This is a genomic window from uncultured Sutterella sp., from assembly GCF_937923675.1.
Taxonomy (GTDB): Bacteria; Pseudomonadota; Gammaproteobacteria; order Burkholderiales; family Burkholderiaceae_F; genus Sutterella.
This window is the reverse complement of the sequence record NZ_CALDXB010000036.1, coordinates 1-25,882: the sequence shown is the minus strand read 5'-3', so window position 1 is coordinate 25,882 and position 25,882 is coordinate 1. Positions and strand designations below refer to the sequence as shown.

Below are 25,882 nucleotides of genomic sequence, written 5' to 3'. Positions count from 1 at the left end.
CTTCTTCAGCCGTCAGAAAGCCGGCACCACGGAGCCCTTGTACTTATCGAGCACGAAGGCCTTTACCTCCGGGCTCTGGAAGGCGCTCTGGAGCACCTTGAATTCCGGACGATCCTTATCCTCGGTGCGCACAACGAGGACGTTCGCAAAGTCGGAATCGCCGCCCTCGAGGAGGAACGCATCCTTCGCAGGCGAAAGCCCCGACTTCACCGCCCAGGAGCCGTTGATGACGGAAAAGCCCACGTCGGGGAGCGACCGCCCGAGAAAGGCGCTGTCTGTCTCAAGGAACTGGAGATTCTTCGGGTTCTTCACGATGTCGTGCGTCGTCGCATGCACGCCTGCGCCGGGCCGAAGACCGATGATGCCGTTCCGTTCAAGAAGCTGAAGCGCCCGGCCGAGATTGGCGGGGTCGGCGGGCACGGAAACGAGCATCCCGTCCGTGATCTGAGACTTATCCTTAATCTTGAGCGAATAGACGCCAAGCGGGAACACCACGGTTTTCCCGAGCGGCGTGAACTCGTAGCCGCGCTGCGAGATGGCCTTCTCCAGGAACGGCACATGCTGGAAGGCGTTGACGTCGATGTCCTTGACGGCAAGCGCTTCGTTCACGTGGCCGTAGTCCGAAAATTCAACGATCCGGACGTTGAGGCCCTTCTCCTTCGCAACTTTGGCCGCGACTTCGGCCACCTCGGCATGAGGCCCGGAAAGGGTCCCAAGCTTGATTTCCTTATTTCCAGCCTTATCTCCGCAGCCGGCAAGCGCAAGCGTCAGGACGGACGCAATTCCGGCAATCACAATACGGCGCTTCATTCCAGATGTCTCCTCTTTTTTCAATGTTTACCAAGCGCCTGAAGCGCTTGACCTGAGGAACACCTTACCGGGGAGATGCTGCGGGCGGCTCTTACCGCTGCCCGGGATTTGCGGTATTACGATGCCGTATCTCTATTCTTGTTCGAAGCCTGTCGTATTACCTTGCGGGATAGGCAGTCACAGCGAAGGACGCGTCCCCAAACAAGCTTGGCGCCAATAGATTCCGCCTCACTTACCGAGCTCACGCTTGCTTACTTCACTCTGCGGCAGTGAATATCTGGTGGCAGGGCCCTTGCCGGACCTGATGATGTGCCCTTCTGCAACAAGGTTTTTGAAGTGGGCTCTCAACGTGAATTTATTGATAGAAATGAGTTTTTCGGCTTCAGAGATGCTGAGCTTTCCGTGCGCTTTGAGAAGCTCAATGATTCGCAGAGAAATCTCAGGCATGGTTTTAAGCAGATTCTCTGCCTCTACTTTCCGCTTAAGGTTTCGCACTTGCTTCACGAGCGCCTTGAGGAAATAGTGCAGCCAAACACTCCAATCGGGCTCGGGCTCCCCAAGCGTTTTCTGGGTAGCTCTTAAGGAAACGTAATAACTATCTTTCGTAGCTTCAATTACGCTTTCTAGAGAACTGTATGGTGCGTATACATATCCATGTCGTAAAAGAAGAAGCTGCGTGAGCGCTCTTGAGAGGCGCCCGTTGCCGTCTTCGAAGGGATGAATGGCAAGGAAGGCAACGACAAACATGCCGATTACGATCAGCGCAGGAAGACTGCGCTTAGTCAACTCGATGTTCGTCCACTCCAGAAGCTCACCCATGAGGCGAGGCGTTTCAAAAGCAGTCGCCGTCTCAAAAATAATGCCAACCTGCTGTCCGCTGCTGTCGAATGCCGCGACACTATTCTCCCCGTGCTTATACTCGCCGCGATGGCGTTCATCCTTATCGCTTGTACGCATGAGGAGACTATGCATCTGACGGATGATGTTTTCGGTAAGGGGCATCTCCTCCCATGAGTCATATATTTCGTTCATAAGGAACGCATAGCCGGCGACTTCCTGCTCATCCCGCGTTCGAAATGACTGCTTGGACAAACCCGCCATGATTCGCTCAACTTCTGCGTCTGAAAGTTTGGAGCCTTCTATTCGGGTAGATGAGCCGATACTTTCGATGGTGGCTATTCGCTTTAGCTCTATCAGCCGCTCGGGAGCAAGGTTGCCGTAAGCTTTCCAGCTTCCCTTAAACTCTTCGATTTCAAGGAGCAGCGAAACAATTTCTCTATCAAAAACAAAGGAATAAGAATTTAGAACGAGCTTCATCAAAAAATCAATTATTGATTAGATCTTATTAAATTAAGATCAGATCTTATCAGATATTTGTTAGTTCATATTAGATTTTTATTAGATCTTATTAGATTAACAGTAAGATCCATAGCATTCTTACTCTCCCCCAATGAACGACTCTGGACAGACCCGTACTCGTTCCTACTAAGCCAATGTCCAGAAAAATACCTTCTGAAATAAAAGAAGCCCTCCGATTCCCGTCAAAGGAACCGAAGGGCTTCAATGCGTTCAGAGTCAAACGCTTTCAGCCGGCATCAGAGAATCAGTGATTCTCTCCGCCCTGGTGCTTGAACATCCTCAGGCCCGTCGTCATGGACGAGAGGGTCGTGGCGCCGCCCATGATGTCCTCGCGGAAGGACATGTACATGTGAGCGATCGTGAAGATGATGAGCACGTACATGAGCGCATGGTGGATGGTGCGCACCGACTGAACGTCCCCGAAGAGCGGGAACACCCAGCCGAACCAGGCCATCCAGGACTCGCCCCATCCCCAGGCCTGGGCGTAGAGCGCGAGACCGGTGATGATGATGCCGATGGAGCCGAGCACGTAGAACCCGAACATCGCGAGCTGAGCGAGCGGATTGTGGCCCGCATACTCAGGCGACGTCTTCTTCATGAAGAGGTAGTAGGCAACCTGAGCGAAGACGCCCTTCCACCACTTCCAGGACCAGAGGGGCGGAATGAAGATCTGCCGCGAGTACTTGTTGCCGACCACCGCCCAGTAGAGGCGGTAAATGAAGAGCACCGTATAGATGATGCCCGCGGCAAAGTGCGCGAAGCGGATGTAGGCAAAGTCGTAGGTCGCCCACGTGTCGCCCAGGTTTGAGACGAGCGGCGCGCCGATCAGAAAGCCCGTGGCGATCATCACGAACATGCAGACCATCATGGCCCAGTGCCAGACTCGAACAGGCGCCTCCCAGACATAGAGCGGGTGCGTGCCCGCCTTCATGTCGACTTCGTAGGTGACTGGATCGATTTTCATAGGATCCTCCTGAAGGAGACCGCGTCAGCGGACCTGCACCGAGCAGAGCTCCTCGCCCTCGGGGTTGAGAAGGTGCGTGGCGCAGGCAAGGCACGGGTCGAAGCTGTGGATCGTGCGGATGATCTCGAGCGGACGCTGGGGATCAGCCACCGGAGTGCCGATGAGCGAAAGCTCATAGGTGCTCTTCTGCCCTTCGTTGGAGCGCGGCGAGGCGTTCCAGGTGGTGGGCACCACGGCCTGCCAGTTTTCGAGCTTGCCGTCCTTGATGACGCAGTAGTGGGCGAGCGCGCCGCGGGGGGCTTCGCAAAGGCCCACGCCCTTGCATTCCTTGGGCCACGTGGAGGGTTCCCAGAACTCCATGTTGGCCGCGGCCTCGTCGCCCGCCTTGATGTTGGCGGTGAGGTCGTCGACGTACTGGACGAGCTTCTGAGCAGCCCAATGGCATTCAAGCGCGCGGGCGGCATGGCGGCCCAGGGTCGAGAACGCAGCCTCGAGCGGGAGGTTGAGTTCCTTCAGAAGGTCGAGCGCCGGCTCCTTGATGTGCGGCACGTTCTTCGCGATGCCGATCGCAAGGCGGGCGAGCGGGCCCACTTCCATCATGTGGCCGCGCCAGCGCGGGCTCTTGATCCAGGAGTACTTGCCGTCAGGCGTGAGCCACTGGAACTTCGTGGGGGAGCCTTCGGAGCCCTTTGCGAACTCGTACTTCTGCTCGGTAATGCCGTCCCAGGGGTGGAGGCCCTTCGTCTGATCCGGGTACTGGTACCAGGAGTGGTCGACGAATTCCTGAATCTGCTCGGGATCGCGCGCATCGACCTCAAAGACCTCGTTGAGGTTGCCGTTCAGAATGGCGCCCGAGGGGAGCTGGAGGGACTTCTCGGAAGAGTCGTTCGCGATTTCGGGGAAGTCGCCGTAGGCGAGGCAGTTGACGCCGGCGAGCCCCTTGCCGTACTTGAACCAGTCCGGATAGAAGGAGGCGATCGCCTTGATGTCGGGGAGGTAGACGTTTTCGACGATGTCGACCGCATGGCGCGCAACCGCGCGCATGTAGTTGAGCGTCACCTCGTTCACCATCGTGCCCTGGCCGCCCGTGTCGTGCATGTTGATCGGGCAAGCGACGCCGCCCACGAGATAGTTCGGGTGCGGGTTCTTGCCGCCCAGAATCGTGTGGATGCGCACGACCTCGCGCTGGAAGTCGAGGACCTCGAGGTAGTGGGCGACGGCGAGAAGGTTCACCGCAGGCGGGAGCTTCATCGCGGGGTGTCCCCAGTAGCCCTTGTTGAAGATCGAGAGCTGACCGGATTCGACGAGCTTCTTCACGCGGTTCTGAATGTCGCGGAAGTAGCCCACGGCCGCGAGCGGATGACGGGGCGAAATCTTCTGCTGAATGTCGGCGGTTTCGCGGGGATCAGCCTGAAGCGCGCTCACCACGTCGACCCAGTCGAGGGCCGACAACTGATAGAAGTGAACGATGTGGTCCTGAACATAAAGGGTGGCGTTCAGAAGGTTGCGGATAATGTTCGCATTCTTCGGAATCTTGATTCCGATCGCGTCCTCGACCGCGCGGACGGCGGCAAGGGCATGAATGCCCGTGCAGACGCCGCAGATGCGCTCAACGAACGCCCAGGCGTCGCGCGGGTCGCGGCCCTTCAGAATCACTTCAAGGCCGCGCCACATCGTGCCCGTGCTCATCGAGTCGACGATCTTTCCGTCGTCGCCGAGCACGGCCTGCACGCGCAGATGACCCTCAATGCGGGTGACCGGGTCAACAACAATTCTGCGTTCGCTCATTATTCCTTCCCTCCGATTTCCTTATTCGTTTTGGCGCGCGCCTGAGCCACGGCTGAGAGCGCTGCGTGTGCGGCGGCAGCCGCGCCGACGACGGCGACGGTTGCAAGCCCCACTTTGTCGACCGTTGCCTCGACGCCGCCGAAGATGGGCGGCAGAACGGTCGTTTCGTGCTTGTAGAAGGACCCCTTGTCGAAGAAGTTGGGTTCGGCGCAGCCGATGCAGCCGTGACCCGACTTGACCGGCCACGAAAGGCCTTCGTTCCACTGCACGGTCGAGCAGGGCGCATAGGTCGTCGGCCCCTTGCAGCCGACCTTGTAGAGGCAGTAGCCGAGCTTCGCGCCGGCGTCGTCGAACTTCTCGGCGAACTGGCCCGCGTCGAAATGGCCTCTGCGGTAGCACTTGTCGTGAATGCGCTGGCCGTAGAACATCTTCGGACGGCCGAGACGGTCGAGCGGCGGCAGACGATCGTAAGTGAGGATGTAGGTGATCACCGACGTCATCACTTCCGGAATCGGCGGGCAGCCCGGGACGAGCACGATGGGCTTGTCGGTGATGATTTCCGTAATCGGAACGGACTTCGTGGGATTGGGCTTCGCGGCCTGTACGCACCCCCAGGCGGCACAGGAGCCCCAGCCGATCACGGCCTTGGCGCCTTCGGCAACCTTCTTGATCTTGTTGAGGAAGATTTCGCCGTTCGGGATGCAGTTGATGCCGCCTTCATTGAGAGGAACGTTGCCTTCGACGGCAAGGATGTAGTTCCCCTTGTACTTTTCCATCGTCTCGTGGAGCGACTCCTCGGCCTGTTCGCCCGCAGCGGCCATGATCGTGTCGTCGTAGTCGAGCGACACCATGGAGAGGACGACGTCCTGAACCACCGGCGAATAGGAGCGGATGAAAGATTCTGAGCAGCAGGTGCACTCAAGGCCGTGGAGCCAGATGACCGGCGTACGGGGCTTCGTTTCCATCGCATGCGCGATTTCCTGCGCGCCCGCATTGCCGAGTCCGAGGCTCGCCGCGGTAAGCGAGCAGAACTGCAGGAAGCTGCGGCGGCTCACGCCCTGACGGCGAAGTGCCTGATATTGGGTTTCAAGCATGTTGGGTCTCCCCCTCGTTCATTTTTCATATATGCAGGCGGCCGGGCCGGAGGGTTCTTCCCGAAAGCCTGCCGGGAGCGCGCGTTTCGAATGTTCCCCTTGCGCCCCTGACAAAATCTTCAGATTCCCGGGAAAAGGGAATGAAAAGCGTCATCGAAAGAATAGTTTTTGACGCGATCTCCGGGCTATAGGCCATGAGCGCAGAGCGCCTACCCATAAAGTTCTACCTATGAGTAACCGCGGACAGTGCGTGCGGGATCTCTCGCCCGAAAGCACTAGAGGCCCCTCTTCCTTTGACGGATACCGCTTCCCGGATGCTCTTTCTATACTCGTTCGAAAAAGCGCGTCCTCATCGATTGTAAACAAAGATTCGGTGCAAATTTTTCCATTAATATGAAGAATTTCACGCACCTCATCCAGTCTCCTAGAGAGCCCGCGTCTTTCCGTTTCAGGAGCATTCATGGATCCCAAACCCCGGGCTTCTTTTGCTGAGTCGCCGGCAGGCTTTTTTGAGGAAGGCATGCGCCGCATTGCGCGCGAGCGCATGGCGGGTCTGCCCATCGTCAATCCGAAGATTGACGTCCGTGCGGTCGACTTCCGCCGCTGGGGCAACGACTGGATCGGCGTCATGGTGACGCCGTGGTCGATCGCCGCGGTTTATGTCTGCGGCGTCGCCGAGTCGTGGGTCGAGGTGCCCGTCGGCAAGGTGCGTCTCATCGAACTCCCCGCGGGGGATTTTCCCTTCATTTCGGTCGAGGACCCGATCCTCGGGCGCTTCCTCTCGCTCCCGCTCAAGAGCCCAGTCCTCGATATGGCCGACCAGGAAACTGCGGACGAATTCGCCCGCGTGGCGCTCAAAACCATGCTCACGACATCCTCCATTCCGGAGGACGACGAGGATGCGACCGCCTGGGCGCCGCCCGCTGCGGACGGGGCGCTGAGGCGCGTGATTCCGATCAAGGTCGAGCCCCCGAAGAATTATCTTGAGACCCCGGCGCTCACGCCGAAGCCCGAACCAAAGAAGCGCGACGAAAACGAGAAGTTCTCCCGCCGCGACTTCTTCGGCCGCGGCCGCCGCTGGGTTGAAAAGAAAGCGGAGGCGCCTCAAAAGCATCACCTCGAAGCCGCGCGCCCCGGGGAACTCCCGGCTGAAGAGAAGGCGCCGGCTGAGGCCGCGCCCGCCGCTCAGCCCCAGGCCCATGCGGCAGAACCCGCAGAAGGGAGGACGAAGCCATGACCGCTCCTGATGAAGCCGCCATCCACATCCACGTGCTCCCGAAGCCCTGCGGAAAAGCCTCCGTCTGCGTGTCCTCAACGCGCACGAACGGCATCGCCCGGATGCTGGCCGCAAACGAACACCGTGCAAACGCGAGACGCCTCATTACGCTCCTCTACGGCCTCTGCCCGATCGCGCATCTGACGGCCTTCGACAGCGCGCTTCTTGCCGCCCGCGGGCGGCCGAGCGAAAAGCGCGGGAGCGCCTTCGCCCGCCTCCCCGAGGCTGCCGTCACGACGGAAGCCATTGTCGAAAATCTGCGCGTTCTCGTCTGCGAGAGCGAAAAGCTCGAAGCGAGGACCGCGCTCCTCGGGGGCTTTGCCGCCCCTCAGGAAGGAAAGCCGCCCCTGCCCCTCACGCCGATTCTCGGGCAGGAGGAGCACCGTCAGATCGGAGCGCTCCGCGCGAGGCTTGCGCTCATCGCGCAGCTTCTCGTGAAGCTCGACCCCCATTCTGAAAAAGGGCCTGATCCGGCGCTTTTTCAAAGGCTCCTTGATGCGCTCTCGGCACTCCTCGCGGAAGCCCGGACGGCCGCCTCGCGGCTTCTCTTCGGCATGGAGCCGGAAGCGTTTCTGAAGAATCTGAAGGAAGGCCGGTTCGACCTTCGCCGCTGGGCCGAAAGCCATGCCGGAACGATTCCTGCCGCGCACCTGCTCCTCTCTCTTCTTGCCGAGCCTCGTCCTCCGGAAGCCGACGTTCAGTTTCTGCCCGAAAGAAGCGAAATCATGACGCCCGACTTTGCCGAAGAGATTGCCTACCGGCTTCTTAACGACTCGGGCTTCGACATGGCGCCCTTCTGGCAGGGTGCGCCGAGACTCACCGGCGCGTTGTCGCGCATGCGTAACAACCCTGCCGTGCGGGATCTTCTGATTTCGGAAGGCATTTCCCCTGCGGCGCTCACGGGCGCAAGGATTGTTGAAACCGCGTGCTTCTTCGCGCGCGCTAAGGCGCTCCTCGACCTGTCATCGGGGCTCATCGACCGGGCTATGCCGAAAGAAGGAGAATCCTCGCCCCTTTCCACCTCCGAAGAGGACGGCAGAAACGTTCTCTGGACCTATGGCCCTGAAGCGGGCATCGGGATAAGCTTCGTTGAAACGGCGCGGGGCCTTCTGATGCATGCCGTGAAGCTCACCCCCTCGGGCGAACTTCAGACCCTCAGAATCACCTCGCCCACCGAGTGGCAGTTTTCGCCCAACGGTGCCGGCCAGCGCATGGCATCGCTTGCTGCGAAATCCTTCCTCTACCCGAAGGACGACATGGACGACCGCGCGAAGCTTGAAAACGCAGTCGAACGGGCGCTCTTCGGACTTGACGCCTGCGTGCCCACCGTCTTTGCATGGAACGGCTCCAGACGAAGCAAATCTGAATCGAAGCCATGCATGAACTCTCCATCGCCGAAGGAATTCTCGAAATCGTCGAACGCACCGCTCGGGCAAATGATGTAAAGCGCGTGAAGGCCGTGCGGGTCTCAATCGGAGAGCTCGCCGGCGTCGACATCCCGAGCCTCGAATTTGCCTGGACCTCGGTAAGAAAAGGCGGCCCCGCGGAAAACGCGGCGCTTGAGATCGAGCGCCCCCGGGGCGAGGCCTGGTGCCTCGCCTGCGAGAAAACAGTGCCTTTGAAGCGCTACGGCGACCCCTGCCCCGAGTGCGGCGGCTACCGGCTCGCCGCCACCGGCGGCACGGAAATGAAGGTGGTCGACATCCTCGAGGCCGCGGACGGCTGAACGTCCCCGGAGGCCTCCCGCAAGCGACAGAAGAACCACCAGAACCCCATTGAAAAAACGTTTTCGCTCCCTAAAGCGGAGGAGGGAATAAAGAAATGTGCACTACCTGCGGCTGCGGCCATTCGGGTCCCCATATGCATGAAGTCCGGGACGCCGACGGGAACATCACCCTGACGGTCCACGATCACGACCACGAGCATGAACATGAACATGCCCGCGATCATGATCATGATCACGGTCATGAGCACGGACATTCCCACGACCATGCGCATCCCGCGCACTCGCACGACCACGACATGCCCGAGGGCCGCGCGATCGCCGTGGAAGAAGACATCCTCGCGAGAAACGACGCCATTGCGGCCGAAAACCGCGCGCGTCTTGCCGCCAGCCACGTTCTCGCCCTCAACCTTGTTTCGAGCCCCGGGTCGGGAAAGACTGAACTCCTGACCAAGACCCTGAGAACGCTCACGGACATTCCCTCGGCCGTCATTGAAGGCGACCAGGAAACGACGAACGACGCCGCAAGAATCCGCGCGACGGGCGTGCGGGCGCTCCAGATCAATACCGGAAAAGGCTGCCACCTCGACGCTCAGATGGTGAAGCGCGCGATCGAGGCGATCAAGCCCGAAGAAAACTCCATTCTCTTTATTGAGAATGTCGGAAACCTCGTCTGCCCGGCGGAGTTTGATTTGGGCGAAGCGCACAAGGTCGCGGTGCTTTCCGTGACGGAAGGCGAGGACAAACCCCTCAAGTACCCGGACATGTTCCGCGCGTCGTCGCTCGTCCTCATGAACAAGATCGATCTTCTCCCCTACGTCCCCTTCGATGCCGACAAGGCCGAAGCGAACGTTCTCCGCGTCAACCCGAAGGCGAAGGTGCTCCGGGTGTCTGCGACCACGGGCGAAGGAATCGACAAGTGGTGCGCGTGGCTTAAAGCCCAGCTCGTCCTCGCGAGCCTTTAAGGGGCTTCCGACAAGTTCATTAAGGGAGAGCGGATGATGGCAAGAGAAGCGCGTCTTGTGCGCGTCGAAGGGCTCGTCCAGGGCGTGGGCTTTCGCCCCACCGTCTGGCGCATCGCCGCGGCGCTCAACCTTGCCGGCGAGGTCTTCAACGACCCCGAGGGCGTCGGGATTTTTTTGGAGGGCGACCCGAAGGCGCTCGACGCCTTCCCTGACGAACTCCGCCGCGGGAAGCCCCCGCTCGCCCGCATCGACTCGATCGACGTGAAGCCCGCTCCCGTTCGCGGGGTCGACCTGTTTGTGATCACGCCGTCGCGCGCCGAAGGGGCCGTCACCACGATGATCACGCCCGATGCGGCGACCTGCCCCGAGTGCCTTGCGGACATCTTCGATCCCCGGAACCGGCGCTATCGCTACGCCTTCACGAACTGCACGCACTGCGGGCCGCGCTTCACGATCACCCGCAGGCTCCCCTACGACCGCCCGCAGACCTCGATGTCGGTCTTTCCGATGTGCCCGGCGTGCCTTGCGGAATACGAGGACCCGGGCGACCGGCGCTTTCATGCGCAGCCCAATGCCTGCCCCGTCTGCGGACCGAAGCTCGAGCTCATTCGCGCGGACGGCGCTCCGGTCCCCGGCGACCCGATCCGGGAAACGGCGCGCGTCATCCGCGAGGGCGGCATCGCTGCGGTCAAGGGAATCGGAGGCTTTCATCTCGTCTGCGACGCCTCGAACGCGAAGGCCGTGAAGCGCCTGCGCGAGCGTAAGGGCAGAAACGAGAAGCCGCTCGCCGTCATGTGCGCAGGGGTTGCGTCCGCGAAGCGCATTGCCTGGGTCGATGCCGCCGAGGAGAAGCTCCTCACGGGCACGGCTCACCCGATCGTACTTCTCCGGAAGAAGCCCGAAATCGTCGAATCGGAAGCCTTCCCCGGCATTGCGGACGGGCTCTCTGAAATCGGCGTAATGCTTCCCTACACGCCGCTCCATGCGCTCATCTTCCACGCTCTCCTCGGAGAACCCGAAGGAACGGCCTGGATGGAAGAACCTCACGACCTTTATCTCGTCATGACGAGCGCCAATCCTGGCGGTGAGCCGCTTGTGATCGGAAACGACGAGGCTAGGAAGAGGCTCTCCTCCATCGCCGACGTGCTCCTTCTTCACAACCGCGAAATCCTCATCCGCTGCGACGATTCGGTCGTGCGCTCGACCGAATCCGGCCCCGTCTGGGTGCGCCGCGCAAGGGGCGTGACGCCCGAAGCAATCCGCATCCCGGAGGTAAAGGGCGCGCCCGACGTGGCGGCGACGGGGTCCTACCTCAAGAACACGGCCGCCATGACGCGCGGGCGCGAACTCTTTCTCACGCAGCATATCGGCGACCTCGACCGGATCTCGAACTGCCTCGCGCTCGAGGCGGCGCTCGAACACATCCGCTCGCTCCTTGATGTCGAGCCCGGCGCCTTCGCCTCCGACCTCCATCCCGACTTCTTCTCGGGCGAACTCGCCCAAAAGCTCGCCGAGGAGAAGCAGAAGCCCCTGATCCGCATTCAGCACCATGCCGCCCACGTGGGCGCCGCCATGGCTGAAGCAGGAAGAAACGAACGGACGCTCGGCGCCGCGCTCGACGGCGTGGGACTCGGAAGCGACGGCAGGGTCTGGGGCGGAGAGCTCCTTGCGGTCGGCCCCGACGGGTTCGAGCGCTTCGGAAGCCTCCATCCGCTCGCGCTCCCCGGCGGCGACCGCGCAGCCCGGGAACCCTGGCGCATGGGGGCCGCCATCCTCGCTGAAGCGGGACTCGAAGACGCGAGGTTCGAGCTCCTTCACGCCCTTCGCGGGGATCTTCCGGCCATTCCGGAAATGATGCTTCGCGAAATTCCAAAGCTCATTCATTCGCCGAGAACCGCCCGCACGAGCGCGCTCGGACGGTGGTTCGACGGCGCGGCCGCCATTCTCGGACTCGTCTTCACGATGCAGGACGAGGCGACTGCCGCCATGCGGCTCGAGAGCATCGCGGCGCCTCACATCGATGAAGCCGCTCCTCTGGAAGGAGGCTTTTCAATTGGGAAAGGCGTGCTGTCGTTCCTCCCGCTCATGCGGCATATCGCTGAAGTCCGGCTTGCCGACCCGTCGAAAGAGACCGCCGCGAAGCTCGCCGCTCTCTTTGAGGTCACCGCGGCCGATGGCATCGCCCGCTGGATCATCAACGGACGGGAGCGCTCGGGGCTCGACGGCCCCGTCATGCTGACGGGCGGCTGCATGCTTAACCGCGTCCTCTCGTCGCGCATCCCGAAGATGCTTCTGGATGCCGGCATCGAACCCCGAATTCCCCATATCGTGCCTCCGGGCGACGGAGGGCTTGCCCTCGGTCAGGCGCATCTTGCGCGCCTTGCCCTCGCCCGCGGCATGTCAAGCTATCCCTTTATCCGGGATCACGCTGGAGTCTGATTCTATGTGTCTTGCAGTTCCTGCAGAAATTCTCTCCGTTTCCCCGAACGGATCCGATGCGATGGCATCGATCGGCGGCATTGAAAAGCCCGTCGACGTTTCCCTGATCGACCATCCGGTCCCGGGCGACTGGGTGATCGTGCATGTCGGATTCGCGCTCAACCGCATCGACGCGAAGGAAGCCGAGGAGACGCTGCGCATTCTGGAAAGCGCGGGCGAGCTTCGCGAAGGCATGACGATTACGTCGGGCGGAGCGCGCCCATGAAGTACGTGGATGAATACCGCCGCGGCGACGAGGCGCAGAAGCTCGCTCAAAGAATCCGCGAGGAGGCCGATCCTTCCCGCGACTATCGCTTCATGGAATTCTGCGGCGGGCACACGCACGTCCTTTCGCGCTGGGGTCTCACCGACCTTCTTCCGCCCAACGTCCGCATGATTCACGGGCCCGGGTGCCCCGTCTGCGTGATGCCGATCGGCCGCATCGACATGGCGATGAATCTTGCCCTCAAGGAAAAGGTGATTCTCTGCACCTACGCCGATACGATGAGGGTGCCGGCATCGAAGGGCCGGAGCTTCTTCCGCTGCCGTGCCGAGGGCGCCGACATCCGCATGATCTATTCCCCGATGGATGCCGTGAAGGCCGCCCGCGAAAATCCCGACCGCGAGGTGGTCTTCTTCGCAATCGGCTTTGAGACGACGACCCCGCCGACCGCGGCCGCGATTCTCGCCGCGAAGCGTCTGGGATTGAAGAACTTCTCCGTCTTCTGCAACCACGTGCTGACCCCCGCCGCGATGGAGCACATTCTCCTCACGGCCCCGCAGCGGCCTGATGCACCTAAGTTGAACGGCCTTGTCGGCCCCGCGCACGTCTCGACCGTGATCGGCTCCAACCCCTACCGGCACTTCAGCGAAAAATGGAGGATGCCTGTCGTCGTCTGCGGCTTCGAGCCCCTCGACATGCTCCTCTCGATCCTGATGCTCATCCGCCAGGTAAACGAAGGCCGCGCCGAAGTGGAAAACGAATTCACCCGCGCGGTGACGGCGGAAGGGAACGTCAAGGCGATTGAGCTCATGGACGAGGTTTTCGAGCGGCGCCCCACGTTTGAGTGGCGCGGTCTCGGCACGGTTCCGAATTCAGCGCTGCGCATCCGCCCGGAATTCGCGGAATTCGATGCTGAAAAGCGCTTCGTGATGCCTGAACTCGTGGTCCCCGACAACAAGGCCTGCGAATGCGGCGCCATTCTGAGAGGCGAAAAGGAGCCGCGGCAGTGCCTTCTCTTCGGGAAGGCCTGCACGCCCGCCCACCCGATCGGCGCCTGCATGGTGTCCTCTGAAGGCGCCTGCGCCGCGGCATACAGCTACGGGCGAGCCCGGTCCTGAAGATCCGGCCCAAAAGTCCCTAAGATTCATTACGGCAGGAAAGGAAAAGAATATGACGGAAAATAATCTCAAGCGCGAACGCGCAAGCTCCGGCCGCAGGCTCGACATTCTCCGCGGCGCCGTCGAAATGACGCACGGCTCGGGCGGAAGGGCCTCGGCGCAGCTGATCGGCGAACTCTTCGCCAAGCACCTCACGAACGAGTGGCTCGACCAGGGGCACGACGGGGCGGTGATGCCCCCGATCACGCGCCCGGTTGCCGTCTCCTGCGACGCGCACGTCGTGAAGCCCCTCTTCTTCCCGGGCGGCGACATCGGGCGTCTTGCCGTCACAGGCACCGTGAACGACGTCGCCATGTGCGGCGCGAAGCCCCTCTGGCTCTCCGCGGCCTTCATTCTTGAGGAAGGCTTTCCGCTCCGGGACCTCGAAAAGATCGTTCAGTCCATGGCCGAGACCGCGAAGGAAGCGGGCGTCGCCGTCGTGACGGGCGACACCAAGGTGGTTGAGAAGGGCCACGGCGACGGGGTCTACATCGCCACCACCGGCATCGGCGAGCGGCTTGCCGACCACATGATTTCCGGCTCCCAGGCGCGTCCCGGCGACCGCGTGATCGTTTCGGGCTCGATCGGCGACCACGGCATGACCGTGATGAGCCTGCGCGAGGACATGACTTTCGGCACGGATCTGAAATCCGACTGCGCGCCGCTCGGGAAAATGGTGGAATGCCTTCTCGCCGCCGCGCCCGGTGCGCACGTGCTGCGCGATCCCACCCGCGGCGGGCTCGGGACGACCTTGAACGAAATTGCCGCCGAGAGCGGCGTCGGCATCACGCTTCATGAAGCCCAAATTCCGGTGAAGGACGAGGTCCGCGCAGCCTGCGAATTCCTGGGGCTCGATCCCCTTTATTCCGCCTGCGAAGGGCGCCTCATTGCAATCGTCCCGGAAGACGAGGCGGAGGCCGCGCTCGCCGCCATCCGGAGCGACCCGCATGGGACGGGAGCCGCGATCATCGGCGAAGTGACGGCGGAGAATCCCGGATTCGTTGAGATGGTGACCCTGATGGGCGGCCGGCGCATGGTCGACTGGCTCACGGGCGAGCAGCTTCCGAGAATCTGCTGATCGGATCCGGAAAAGCCGCTTTGAAGGACGAAAACAGATCGAAAACCCTAGGGCGACGGATTTTTTCAAATGCCTGGTGCAGGGAGACCGAACGGCTCCCTGCGTATAATCAGAATCGTCGTGAAGTCCCCTGAGCGTCGCTTCCGGCAGGCCTTCGGCTTTATCGGGCCTGCGTCATGGCTGTATGGGAAAGTACCGCCGAAGAGCGGATTTGAGGAATCTTCGACGCGCCTCAAAGGCTCCGACATTCCCAAAGTATTTTGGACAGCAATGATGCTTGAGATGCCTAACCAAGTCACGGTCTCAAGTACTTCAGCGATTCAAACGTTTGACGATCTCACCTTTTAACTGTACCGTAACAATGTTCCCGCAACAGCAAAGTCTGCCGGGGTCTAAGTCCTGCCCTTAAGTGGGCAGGCCTCTACGGAGCGGAGATTGCAATCCACCGTAGCGACAATCGGCCCTCGTACCGAAAGGTCGGGGGCTTTGCTTTTCTTCCTCCCCAAAATGCTTGAGCAGGAAATCGTAGAAGCGTTCGAAGACGCAGTCATCACGGCGGGCGTTGACGTAAGCCAGCGTGGAACGCTCCAGTGGTAACGCCCGCCGCCATTTTGACGGCTGTCCTGCAACTGGCCGCGGCGCATTTTCAGGGTTTTTCAGTTCCCGCGAACCTGAGATTTTCAGACGAGTTGCTCCACTCTCTCATTAACTAAAGAGCGAGAGTCTTTCCAGATCACTCGGTGCGTCGCCGGAAAACCAAGCCGCAGAGCTGAGAACAATGCCCTGAAGCAGCGTAGTTTTGCCCGTTTGCCGCGCACCGAAAATAACATCCGCTTTGGGCCGCGTTTGAGCCGCGATGGAAGCCTGCATTTCTCGAGGGATGAGTTCCATAAGAAAAACCTCGTTATGACGGAGAATTTTCCGGAAATTTCTCCGTTACGGCAGAGAAATTTCCAGGAAGATTCTATTCCCTGAGGCGGAGGATCCTGACATAGATCACCGGCCTCCATCCGCCTTTCAGCGCCTGTTTCGCTTTGCCTGCGGCGCGTACTTTGCAATGCACTCGTCGATCACGCGTGCGTTGTCGCCGCTCACCACTTCGACAGCAGCTCTCTCGTCTGCCGTCAGGCCTTCAAAGAAGACTTCCAATACCTTGGACGCGCGGCCTTCATGCGCCCAGACCAGACGGTTCTTCTCACGGTCAAAAACGGCGGTGACGACATTCTTTCCCTGGGTGAAGCTCCTCTCATTCACTGCAATGTGCCGGAGGCCGCTGAACCGATTGCCGGCGTCCTGCGTCTCTTTTTCTCTGACGCGCTCCGCGCAGCGGGAGACGGTGGCCCAATCGATGCGCATGAGACGGGCAGCGAGCGTCGTAGAGACGCCTGCAGCCAGGATCGCCGTCTGCCAGTCAAAGTCCATGGTGAAGCGCGACCCGGGATAAGCCCAGGGCACGGATGCCGTAACGACGCCGTGCTCCGGGCACTGGATGCGGGGAGGCGCGTAGCGCAGATAGACGAGCACGTCTCCCCAGTCGAGGGCGCGCCAGGTTCTCGCCGGACGCCCGCCGCGGTCGTAGCCCGGACAGTTCTTCCCGCACTGCGGACACAAATGCTGCAGGCGCTTATATGGCTGCACATCGACCGTCAGGATCCTTTCCTGATCGGAACCAAGTCCGAATTCGCAGTTCTCTACGACGATGTTCTCGAGATTCAGAATGTTTTTCAATAGCTTGGAGGTCAGATCCATGGGATGTCCCGGTTCACCTTGAAAAGTTCGCGCCATGGCCTCGAGCGATGGCTTTGGCGGTTGGGAATCCTACTGGAAAATCATCAGGCTGAGCGCCTCAGCCGCCCCACTCTTATGCAGAAAGCTTCAAACAAGCTAAATCAGCGCGATATCGGGCAGGATCCGGTTTTCCATATCGTGATCCACGAGCACGTAGTCCTCGTCGGAAGCGCCGTCCAGCGAGAACCGGCGGGCGCCCCGCATGAACTTTTCAAAATACATGTCGCGGAAGACCTCGCACATGACGAGCGATTCTTCATCATTGCCGCCTCTGTAATCCTCAAGAACTTCCTCATCGAGCTCCGTCCCGAATTTGTACCCGCGGCGAATGAGCATGTCCTTCATAGCCCACCAGTAGGGGCCATAGGTGAGATAGCAGGCAGGATCCTCAAGAAGCCTCTCGCGGATTACCGTGAGGCCATACCCGACCAGGTTGGTTGTTCCCTTTCTGGCTTTGAGCGTCCGCTTCATGGTGCGGACTTTCGCGCGAATGCGTTTGAGATCCATCTTGTATTCCGTGTATTCCATAGCAGGAACTCCCGAAATCTAAAAAAAAATACATTAATATATTTAGTATTATTTCCAAGTTCTTGTCAACCTTTCCAGCTGCGATTGTCTTTTCTCCGCCCGAAGTCTCCCGAACCGCTGCCGCTCCGGGGATCGCAGCGGGAACTTCCGGAAATGCGAGAGGGACCCGAAGGTCCCTCTCTTTTGCTCATGACGGATGGATCAATTTCGGCACCGATGCCTCAGGAGAACAGGTTCCATCCGGGAAATGCCGTCGCTCCCTTTTCGTCAGAGTCCCTTTGCCGCGCTTTCGCCGGCAACCTTCCCGAAGGTGAAGACATCCGCGATGGCGTTCCCGCCGAGACGGTTCGCGCCGTGAATGCCGCCCGTCACTTCGCCCGCGGCGTAGAGGCCCTTGATCGGATTGCCGTCCTTATCGAGCGCCTGAGCGTGCACATTGATGCGGATGCCGCCCATCGTGTGATGCACTGTCGGAACCTTGGGGCATGCGTACCAGGGGCCCTCCGTCATCGGCGCATCATCCGTATTGGTCGCGACGAAGCCGAACTTGTCTGGCGTTCCCTTGTTGCTCGCCGCCTTGTTGTATTCCGCAACCGCGGCCTTGAGATTTGCTGCCGGCACGTTGAGGATCTTCGCCATTTCATCGAGCGTTTCAGCCTTCTTCACGCGGCCGAGCTTCAGCATGTCCTGCATGGTGACGCCCATGCGGTCCGGCGTCGTTTCATCCGGGTAGCGGAGCTTGTTCATCAGCAGGTAATAGGTTCCGCCGGGCTGGGCAAAGATCGCCTTGCAGAGCGTGTCGCGCGCCGCGCTTTCGCTCACGAAGCGGTCGCCGTTCTTGTTGATGAAGAGGCGGTTGCGTCCGGAAGTCGCAATATCCTGCATGAGGCCGGTGCCGGGCGTGCCGTTCGGGTGAAGCTGAATGTCGGAGAGTCCGATGATGTCGGCCCCGGCTTCACGTCCGAGTTCGATGCCCTTGCCCTGCGCCGCGCCGTTGATGTTCGTCGTGCCGATGCGCTTGTCGAGCGAGACCTCCTTCCAGACGCCGGTATTCACTTTCTGACGCATCGGGATGTTGGCGCCGAAGCCGCCCGTGGCAATCACCGTGCTCGCGGCATTGACGGTGACGGGCTGCTTGCCGTAGCGGAGCGCCTTCACGCCGACCACGCGGCCGTCCCTGACGATGAGATGCTCGGCAGGCGTATCGGTGAGGATCTCAACCCGGTCGCCGTAATCCGCAAGGCGCTTTTCGAAGACGGACGTATAGGCCCAGCCGGCAGGCTTCTTGCCGTAATGCGAACGCTGACCGAGGGAGCCCGTTGCCGAACCGATCTTGTCCCTGAATTCGACGCCTTCCTTTTCAAGCCAGGCGACCGCATCCGTGGCGTTGTAGGTAAGGTAGTGCACCAGTTCGGGGTTCCCGACATAGTGGCCGCCCCTCATCGTCGCTTCAAAGAAAATGGGCTTCGAATCGACAATGCCCTGCGCCTTCTGACGCTTGTCGTCAACGGCATTGAAGGCGCCGCCCGAGACCTGAGTGGAGCCGCCGAGGTAGCCGAGCTTCTCGAGAACAACGACCTTCTTCGCACCGGACTCGAGTGCCGAGAGGGCTGCGGCCAGGCCGGCCCCGCCGCCGCCGATCACCACGACGTCAGAATCGATCGCAAGAGGCGCTGTCGGATGCTGCTCGACCTTCTTCTTCCATTTCGCCATGTCTTCGTCCGTCGCGCCCGCCTTGGCGAGATCGTCGCGAACGCCCTTCAGGAACGCAAAGCTCGTGAGCGTCGCTCCCGTCACCACGTCGACGCCGACCGACTGATTGTCGACGACCTTCTTTGCAAGCTTCTCGAGCGCCACGCGGCCGACGCCGTTCGACTCAAGGTTCTGTTTCGAATCGATCGACGCAACCTTCCCGTCCTTTACGGTCACCTTCACCGTAAAGGGCGCATTGTGGCCGATGACCTGGGTTTCATACGTGCCGTCCTTAAGTGCGGCCGATGCGCCGGTGCTCATGAGGGCGAGGGCGGCCGCGAGAGCGGCGGATAATGCGATGTGCTGCTTCATAGTTCTCTCTCCAGAGATTGTTCACTCGTTGGGATAGAGAATATTCAGCCGGGTACCTACGTATCCGGTACTTAAGTACACGCGGGCTCCCAGAATTCATAAGCCCGGAGAGATTCATGACAAACGCTGCGCCTCAAAGCCGTCCTTTATTTCTTCTGACGCTCTGCCTGCTCCTCCCGGCGCTCGCTTCAGCGGTCCCGGAGCCGGCGATCCGGATCGGCATCACCCCGGGCGGTCATGAACCGGAACACGTCTCCGTCTTTACGGAAACGAAGCAAGCCCTGGAGGCGCATTTCGGCAAAGACCGCGTGAGCTTTGAGACGATTCATGTCGACAAGCTCACAGAAGACGTTCTTGCGAACCGCCTCAGCTTCTTCATTTCCACGGCGGGTCTCTCGCGCCGGATGATGAACAAAGGCACAAAGGACCTCCTCACCATCACTTCGAAGCGCTTTCCCGACCCCAACCACGCCTACGGCTCGGTCTTCGTCGTCCGTGCAGACTCCCCCTACAGAAAGCTCGACGACCTCCGCGGAAGACGGCTCGTCGCCAACCGACCCATGGGCTTTTACGGCTACGTCGCCGCAATGGGCGAACTCGAGGCGCGCGGCTACGACCATCTCGGGTTCTTCTCCAAACAGGTCTTTCTGGATGCAGGAAGCTTCAGCGTGCTCGCTTCGCTCCTTCGGGGCGAGGCCGATGCGGCAACGGTGCCGAGCTGCTTTCTTGAGGACAATTTTCCTGCAGATGCTCCGGAACGAAGGGCGCTCAGGATTCTGGAGCCGAAGCCCGGCATCATGCCCTGCCGCCGATCAACCGCCGACTATCCCAACTGGACGCTCTCCGCCGCTCCCGGAACATCGCCTGAGCTCGCGCGCGAAGTCATGCAGATTCTCCTCAACGCGAGCGACGCATCCGACTACCGCTGGAGCGTTGCAACCGACTTCAGCGCCGTCGACGAGCTCTACCGGAACATGAAGACGGGCGTCTACGACGTGCTGAAAGGCTGGACGCTCAAGGGCTTCTGGGAAGAATACCGACCGTGGATCCTTGCCGGCGCGGCGCTTCTCGTGCTCCTTGCCCTCTACAGCCTGCTTCTGAAGCATCTCGTCAGCCGCAGGACCGCAGAACTTTCCCGGGCGCTCAGCCGGCAGCTCGAACTCCAGAAAGTGGCGGCAGCCGCAGAAGAGCGTTTTGAGTCTCTCCAGAAGGTCGGCCTGATCGGACAGATGAGCTCGATGATCGCGCATGAGCTTCGACAGCCGCTCTCTTCCCTTTCCGCCTACATCCACGGACTTCTCCGGATGACGGAAAAGCCCGATTTTGACGCATCCGCCGCCAGAGAGGCGCTTTTCCGGATGGCCGCCGAAACTCAGGATGCGGAAAGCATCGTCAACAAAGTCCGCGCCTACGCACGCCGCAAGCCTTCAGACAGAGAGCATCTCGATGCCTCGGCAGTCGTGAAGCAGGCTCTGGAAGTCTTCCGCGCGAGCGGGCGCTTTTCGGGCAGAGTATTGAGCGAACTTGAAGGGAGTCTCCCCATCTTTGCGGATTCCATGGAAATCGAGCTTGCCGTGCTTAATCTCCTTCGAAACGCGGCAGACGCGCTCCATGCGGACAAGACGCCCCGGCCCGAAATCCGGGTATCGGCGAAAAAAGCCGACGGCCACTGCCTCATCAGGATCTCCGATAACGGCTCGCCGCTCTCCGAAAAAGAGCTCCGGGCACTCGGAACGCCGCTGCAAAGCACGAAGCCGAGCGGTCTCGGTCTCGGCCTTGTGCTTGTCCGCTCCATCGTTGAAAATCATGGCGGGAAGCTTCTCTTTGAAGCGGGGCCCGGGAGCGGTCTTTCAGCAGTTATTAAGCTACCTCTGGAGAAGACATCATGAAGAAGGAACAAAATGCGCTCATCCGCATTGTGGACGACAACCTCGCACACTGCGAAGCGCTCCTCTTCATGCTGCGGGCGGAAGGGTGGACGGCGAAGGCCTATGAGAGCGGCGAAGCGTTTCTTCAAGAGGACGACCCCGACCGTCCGGGATGCGTCGTGCTTGACTATCAAATGCCCGGCATCAACGGTGTGGAGCTTCAGGCGCTGATGCTCCGGCGCGGCTATACCCAGCCGATTGTTTTTCTGACCGCGCATGCCGACGTCGACATGGCGATCACGATCTTCAGAAAAGGCGCCGACGACCTGCTCAAAAAACCGGTCAACCCGGAAGAGTTTCTCCGGGCTGTTGATGCCGCAGTGGGCAAAGACCTTAAAGCCAGACAAACCCCTGTCGGGAGCGGCGAGGAATCAGAACGCTGGGAGACCCTCACGAAGCGTGAGCGGCAAATTCTCGATCTGGTTCTCATCGGGCTCCTCAACTGCCAGATCGCGCAGCGCCTGTCGCTGAGCGACCGAACCGTCGAAACGCACCGCGCGAATGCCTACCACAAGCTCGGCGTATCGAATCTCAACGAGCTGCGGCAGCTGAAGCTCCGCCTCGGATAAGACTGCCGCTTGAAGCCCATTCGCCCGAACGGGCGGCGCACTTCCATCCCGCGCCTGAAAGACGCCGCGTGCGCTCTGAAATAAAAGGACCGGCAAAGCTTCCTCAAGCTCCCGGTCCTTTGTCATGGGAACATCCGCAGATTACTTCTGCAAAATCTTGATGTTCCTCAGGCGGTTGATCGCGTCCTCGAGCACCCGGTCGTCGCCCTTCGCAAAGTGCAGACGAATGTAGTCGTGCACGGGCTCGCGGAAGAAGCTCGACCCCGGAACAGCGCCGAGCTTCACCTTTTCGGCAAGGTCGAGGCAGAACTGATAGTCGTCGTCATAGCCGAAATCTTTGATGTCGACGAGCACGAAGTACGTGCCCTGCGGACGGAAGTACCTGAGGCCCAAGGAATCGAGTCCCGACAGGAAGAGATCGCGCCGGTGCGTGTATTCGGCCTGAAGCTCTTCGTAGTAGTCGTCGCCGAACCTGAGGCCCGTGACGGCAGCCTCCTGGAGGGGCGCCGCAGCGCCGACCGTCAGGAAGTCGTGAACCTTGCGGACGCGGTCGAGCGCTTCCGCGGGCCCGAGGACGTAGCCCAGGCGCCAGCCCGTGATCGAATAGGTCTTCGAGAGCGAATTGCAGACGATCGTGCGCTCGCGCATGCCGGGGAGCGCCGCAAAGTACGTATGAACCGCAGGCTTGTAGATGATGTGCTCGTAGACCTCGTCCGTAATCACGAAGGCGTCGAACTCCTTCACGATTTTCGCGATCGCAAGGAGCTCGTCCCTCGTGAAGACCTTGCCGGACGGGTTCGACGGATTGCAGAGAATGAGGGCCTTCGCGCCCTGACGGAAGGCATTACGGAGCTCCTCTTCGTCAAACGAGAAGGCTGGGGGCTTCAGCGGCACGAAAATGGGTTCTGCGCCCGAAAGGATCGCGTCGGCGCCGTAGTTCTCGTAGAAGGGCGAGAAGATCGCCACCTTGTCGCCGGGGTTCACCGTTGCGAGAACGGAGGCCATCATGGCTTCCGTGCCGCCGCAGGTAACGGCGACCTCGGAATTCGGAGCGTATTCGAGTCCGCTGAAATGCTTCACCTTTTCGCAGAGCGCTTCGCGGAAATTCTGCGCGCCCCAGGTGGTCGCATACTGGTGCGGTCCCTGGTAGGCGACTTCCGCAAGGCGCTTCAGCATCGGTTCGGGCGGGTTGTAGTCGGGGAACCCCTGCGCGAGATTGAGGGCGCCGTATTTGGCGCACACGCGGCTCATGCGGCGGATGACGGAATCGGTAAAGGTGCTGCTGCGTTGACTCAGCGTGATCATGAATATCTCCCCTGCTCGAACGAAAGGCTTCGATGGCGTTTGTCTCATGATTCTGCGCTCATCCGCAGAGAGATCAGGGATTGATTGAAGTAATACCTGCGCCATCTCAATGCGTCCCATACCAACGACCTAATCCAAACGAACTATCAAAAATGGGAAGAACTTTTCTCTGAAGTGATCGGAGACGCGAGGAAAGATCCGATAGGCGCATCCAATCGATTCCAATAGATTGTTTTCAAGGGGTCCGCACGAAGCCGACCACTTCTGGCGGCCCCCACGGCCCCGAATAAAGAATCGGGCGCAATCACAAAAATCAACCGCAAAAAGGAATCCGACCAAATGCCTCTCTCCAGAATTACGCTGGCCGCCGCAGCCGCTGCACTCTCCCTCACGGCAGCTGCCGCCTCCGCCGCCGAGGTTCAGATCTCCGGCATCATTGCCGAAGGCGTCTACTACACGAACCCGAAGAACGGCGACGATGCCTTCAAAATGGCGGGCTACAAGGAAACGCCGTGGGATTCCGCCATCAACCTGAAAGGCACGGAAAAGCTCTGGGACGACTGGTACGCGGGCTTTCATGTCGGTTCGACCATCGCGCTCGACACCGGGTCTCTCGCCAACCCGGATCACCTTTTCGGCTCCACGCGCCTCTTCGTCGGCAACAACGACATTGAGTTCTCCTTCGGCCGAATTGCGAACTTCTCCTGCGCGACGCAGCCCTATTCCATGTACATGCGGCTTCGCGCCAACATGACGAACGCGAGCTTCGTCGGCATTGCTCCGGCAAACGTCACCTTCAATGCGCCGCAAAACCTCGACAATGCCGTCGCCTTCTCGACCAAAGGCACGAAAGGCTTCTTCCTTCAGGGTCTCTATTCCAACGGCTCGGAAACTCAGGAGAAGAACTACGGCTGGTCGGACCGCAACATCGTCGCCCAGCTTGCAGGCGGCTGGACGGGCGAAAAGCTCCGCTTCGGCACCATCCTCTCCTGGGAGAAGCCTGACCGCCTCAATCCCGAGGCCCCGAAGAAGCACGACACCTTCGGCACGCATCTGATCGCGAGCTACGACTTCGGGCCCGTTGTCTCTGCCGTTACCTACTACCACGGCGAAAACGACTGGCGCATCGGCGCCGCTGCCGACCTGAGAAACCAGATGGTGGGATCTACCTCCTACGACAAGTCCGCCAAAGGCCTGAGAAGCAACGCCGTTGTGGTGACGGCCGCCTATCCGGTGGGACGCCACACTTTTACTGGGTCCCTCACCTACGGGAAGTTTGAGTGGCAGGGCAACAAGGAAGGCCTCAGCGAAACGGAAGGTACCGTCATTTCGGGCGGCAGCGTCTACTACTATGCGCTCTCAAAGCGCACGCGTCTTTATCTCGCCGCCTCCTACGCTGACGGCGACAAGCTGTTGTCCAAACCCGCCCGCTTCAACCAGTTCATGGGGGCGGCCGGCATGATATACAACTTGTGATTTTTCCCAGCGAAACACTCCTCTTTTCTTCATCTCCTTTCTCGGAAGTCTGTCCCGGAAGAGGCCCCGAAAGCCTCTCCGGGATTTTTTTGCTCCGGAGTCTCACGGGAAGCGCCGGACAAGTCGTCATGCTGCCGGGATGCTTCATCGCTTCGGGGTTTGAGCCGTCTCCCGCCGCGTTTGGGAGCGCGAATCAATGCTAGCCTTCGCTTTGAGCAATGTCCATCGGCATGCGCCGTCAGAGCCCAGGAAAACAATGGAATACAACTCCCGCTTCCTCGAAAACACATCCATCTTCACAGCTTCGGAAGAGGACTGCCTGGAGTCGCTCGCAAACGAATATTCAATCGACGCGCTTTTGCGCAACCGCCGCCAATTTGAGAATCGCGCCATCGATTACGCCTATGTCTCAGGCAAAATTGAAGGCAACAAGTACTCGCGCAAAGGCGCGGCCATGCTGCTCCAGTACGGCATCACTGAGGCTGGAAGAACGTATCAGGATGCCGCAATGCTCGTCAATCTCCGCGACGCTTTTGTGAGCGTCATGCAGGATCGTGAAGAGAAGATCAGCGGCGTCCTCTCGAAATCCTATGTTCGCTCAATCCATTCGCAGATCACCGACCAGCTGATTCGAACGGAAGCTAGGGGCCAGATTCGCCGCCGCCCAGTCGCCATTGCGGGATCCGGATATATTCCGCTCGCCAGTCCGTACGCATTGGAAGATGCGTTCGAAACGATTCTGGAAACAGCCGGGAAAATCACCCGCCCGTTTTCTCAAGCCGTCTACGTGCACTGCAACCTGGCTTACCTTCAGTATTTCGAAGACGGGAACAAGCGCACCTCCCGCTTGATGCAGACTGCCGTTCTGGCAGCTCATCAACTGACGCCGATTTTCCTTCAGGAAAAGAGCATCCCGGATTATCTGGCATCTGTGCTCCATTATTACGAAACGGGCGACCACACGCTCTACAAGAACTTGTTCCTCGAGGAGTACAAGCACTCCATTGAAGAGCTCCAGGGGAAAGCGCCTGAGCAGCTCCTTGCGGAAAAACGAGCACTCGAAAGCATCAAGAGCGCCCGCCGCTGAGCCCCCTCTTCGAATCAAGTTCTCTCACCCAAAGTAGTCGCCCGTAACGACAACCTTCATGACAACAAAGGACGCGACCATGAAAGAAGCCAAAGCCTCCATATCCCTGAAAATCACTCCTGAGGAGAAGAAGGCATTCTCAGAAATCGCAGACGCGTTGGGGATGAGCCGTTAGCTGGAATCCACCAATTTTACCGGGGTGGTTCCTTTGTTCAGCTCTCT

The 25,882-nt window shown here is 60.1% G+C and carries 22 protein-coding genes; 12 read left to right on the top strand and 10 right to left on the bottom strand.

All coding sequences use genetic code 11. The annotated features are described in order from the left end of the window. Positions 1–12 precede the first annotated feature (12 nt). The 5 genes from Q0106_RS04865 to Q0106_RS04845 form a co-directional block, all read right to left on the bottom strand. Positions 13–810 carry a MetQ/NlpA family ABC transporter substrate-binding protein gene (locus Q0106_RS04865; RefSeq protein WP_297609642.1) on the bottom strand — a complete coding sequence of 266 codons (798 nt, stop codon included), beginning with the start codon at positions 808–810 and terminating at the stop codon, positions 13–15. A 228-nt stretch (positions 811–1,038) separates the two neighbouring features. After that, positions 1,039–2,127 (bottom strand): Fic family protein, encoded by a 1,089-nt coding sequence (locus tag Q0106_RS04860; RefSeq protein ID WP_297609639.1) that lies wholly within the window; start codon positions 2,125–2,127, stop codon positions 1,039–1,041. Positions 2,128–2,413: 286 nt separating this feature from the next. After that, the gene (gene cybH / locus Q0106_RS04855; RefSeq protein ID WP_297609636.1) at positions 2,414–3,133 is read right to left on the bottom strand and encodes a Ni/Fe-hydrogenase, b-type cytochrome subunit; all 720 of its coding nucleotides are present in this window, start codon (positions 3,131–3,133) and stop codon (positions 2,414–2,416) included. Positions 3,134–3,157: 24 nt separating this feature from the next. Then, positions 3,158–4,921, bottom strand: a complete 1,764-nt coding sequence (locus tag Q0106_RS04850) for a nickel-dependent hydrogenase large subunit (RefSeq protein WP_297609633.1) — start codon at positions 4,919–4,921, stop codon at positions 3,158–3,160. After that, positions 4,921–6,015: a hydrogenase small subunit gene (locus Q0106_RS04845; protein WP_297609630.1), complete on the bottom strand. Its 1,095-nt coding sequence runs from the start codon at positions 6,013–6,015 to the stop codon at positions 4,921–4,923. Before Q0106_RS04845 ends, Q0106_RS04850 begins: the two co-directional genes overlap by 1 nt. Before the next feature lie 460 nt (positions 6,016–6,475). Here Q0106_RS04845 and hybE point away from each other — a divergent pair, with 460 nt between their 5' ends. The 8 genes from hybE to hypE all read left to right on the top strand — a co-directional run bounded on the left by hybE (position 6,476) and on the right by hypE (position 14,915). Next, the gene (hybE, locus tag Q0106_RS04840; RefSeq protein WP_297609627.1) at positions 6,476–7,252 is read left to right on the top strand and encodes a [NiFe]-hydrogenase assembly chaperone HybE; all 777 of its coding nucleotides are present in this window, start codon (positions 6,476–6,478) and stop codon (positions 7,250–7,252) included. Further along, positions 7,249–8,736 carry a hypothetical protein gene (locus Q0106_RS04835; RefSeq protein WP_297609624.1) on the top strand — a complete coding sequence of 496 codons (1,488 nt, stop codon included), beginning with the start codon at positions 7,249–7,251 and terminating at the stop codon, positions 8,734–8,736. Before hybE ends, Q0106_RS04835 begins: the two co-directional genes overlap by 4 nt. Continuing rightward, positions 8,667–9,017: a hydrogenase maturation nickel metallochaperone HypA gene (locus Q0106_RS04830; RefSeq protein ID WP_297609621.1), complete on the top strand. Its 351-nt coding sequence runs from the start codon at positions 8,667–8,669 to the stop codon at positions 9,015–9,017. The genes Q0106_RS04835 and Q0106_RS04830 overlap by 70 nt, the downstream gene beginning before the upstream one ends. Before the next feature lie 95 nt (positions 9,018–9,112). Next, the gene (gene hypB, locus Q0106_RS04825) at positions 9,113–9,979 is read left to right on the top strand and encodes a hydrogenase nickel incorporation protein HypB (RefSeq protein ID WP_297609618.1); all 867 of its coding nucleotides are present in this window, start codon (positions 9,113–9,115) and stop codon (positions 9,977–9,979) included. 33 nt (positions 9,980–10,012) lie between these two features. Next, complete coding sequence (hypF, locus tag Q0106_RS04820; RefSeq protein WP_297609615.1) at positions 10,013–12,418, top strand: carbamoyltransferase HypF; 2,406 nt, start codon at positions 10,013–10,015, stop codon at positions 12,416–12,418. A 4-nt stretch (positions 12,419–12,422) separates the two neighbouring features. Continuing rightward, on the top strand, positions 12,423–12,683 hold the full coding sequence (locus Q0106_RS04815; protein ID WP_152158020.1) for a HypC/HybG/HupF family hydrogenase formation chaperone: 261 nt from the start codon (positions 12,423–12,425) through the stop codon (positions 12,681–12,683). Beyond that, on the top strand, positions 12,680–13,798 hold the full coding sequence (hypD, locus tag Q0106_RS04810) for a hydrogenase formation protein HypD (protein WP_297609611.1): 1,119 nt from the start codon (positions 12,680–12,682) through the stop codon (positions 13,796–13,798). Before Q0106_RS04815 ends, hypD begins: the two co-directional genes overlap by 4 nt. A gap of 52 nt (positions 13,799–13,850) precedes the next feature. Next, a complete protein-coding gene (hypE, locus tag Q0106_RS04805) occupies positions 13,851–14,915 on the top strand; it encodes a hydrogenase expression/formation protein HypE (protein ID WP_297609607.1) in 1,065 nt (354 codons plus the stop codon). Positions 14,916–15,620: 705 nt separating this feature from the next. Here the strand turns inward: hypE and Q0106_RS04800 are convergent. The 4 genes from Q0106_RS04800 to Q0106_RS04785 form a co-directional block, all read right to left on the bottom strand. Further along, entirely contained in the window at positions 15,621–15,806 is a 186-nt protein-coding gene (locus Q0106_RS04800) for a hypothetical protein (protein WP_297609605.1), read from the bottom strand. 126 nt (positions 15,807–15,932) lie between these two features. Continuing rightward, positions 15,933–16,664 (bottom strand): transposase, encoded by a 732-nt coding sequence (locus Q0106_RS04795; protein ID WP_297609602.1) that lies wholly within the window; start codon positions 16,662–16,664, stop codon positions 15,933–15,935. Positions 16,665–16,799: 135 nt separating this feature from the next. Beyond that, positions 16,800–17,231: a hypothetical protein gene (locus Q0106_RS04790; RefSeq protein WP_297609600.1), complete on the bottom strand. Its 432-nt coding sequence runs from the start codon at positions 17,229–17,231 to the stop codon at positions 16,800–16,802. A gap of 267 nt (positions 17,232–17,498) precedes the next feature. Then, the gene (locus Q0106_RS04785) at positions 17,499–19,295 is read right to left on the bottom strand and encodes a flavocytochrome c (protein WP_297609597.1); all 1,797 of its coding nucleotides are present in this window, start codon (positions 19,293–19,295) and stop codon (positions 17,499–17,501) included. A 116-nt stretch (positions 19,296–19,411) separates the two neighbouring features. On the opposite strand from Q0106_RS04785, the gene Q0106_RS04780 reads away from it, so the two are divergent. After that, entirely contained in the window at positions 19,412–21,184 is a 1,773-nt protein-coding gene (locus Q0106_RS04780; RefSeq protein ID WP_297609594.1) for a sensor histidine kinase, read from the top strand. Then, positions 21,181–21,792, top strand: a complete 612-nt coding sequence (locus tag Q0106_RS04775) for a response regulator (protein WP_297609591.1) — start codon at positions 21,181–21,183, stop codon at positions 21,790–21,792. The genes Q0106_RS04780 and Q0106_RS04775 overlap by 4 nt, the downstream gene beginning before the upstream one ends. A 141-nt stretch (positions 21,793–21,933) precedes the next feature. On the opposite strand, the gene Q0106_RS04770 is transcribed toward Q0106_RS04775, so the two are convergent. Continuing rightward, a complete protein-coding gene (locus Q0106_RS04770; protein ID WP_297609588.1) occupies positions 21,934–23,097 on the bottom strand; it encodes an aminotransferase class I/II-fold pyridoxal phosphate-dependent enzyme in 1,164 nt (387 codons plus the stop codon). 339 nt (positions 23,098–23,436) lie between these two features. Here Q0106_RS04770 and Q0106_RS04765 point away from each other — a divergent pair, with 339 nt between their 5' ends. Both Q0106_RS04765 and Q0106_RS04760 read left to right on the top strand, forming a co-directional pair. Beyond that, the gene (locus Q0106_RS04765; RefSeq protein WP_297609585.1) at positions 23,437–24,573 is read left to right on the top strand and encodes a porin; all 1,137 of its coding nucleotides are present in this window, start codon (positions 23,437–23,439) and stop codon (positions 24,571–24,573) included. A gap of 256 nt (positions 24,574–24,829) precedes the next feature. Further along, entirely contained in the window at positions 24,830–25,660 is an 831-nt protein-coding gene (locus Q0106_RS04760; RefSeq protein WP_297609582.1) for a Fic family protein, read from the top strand. The last annotated feature ends 222 nt before the right edge of the window (positions 25,661–25,882 follow it).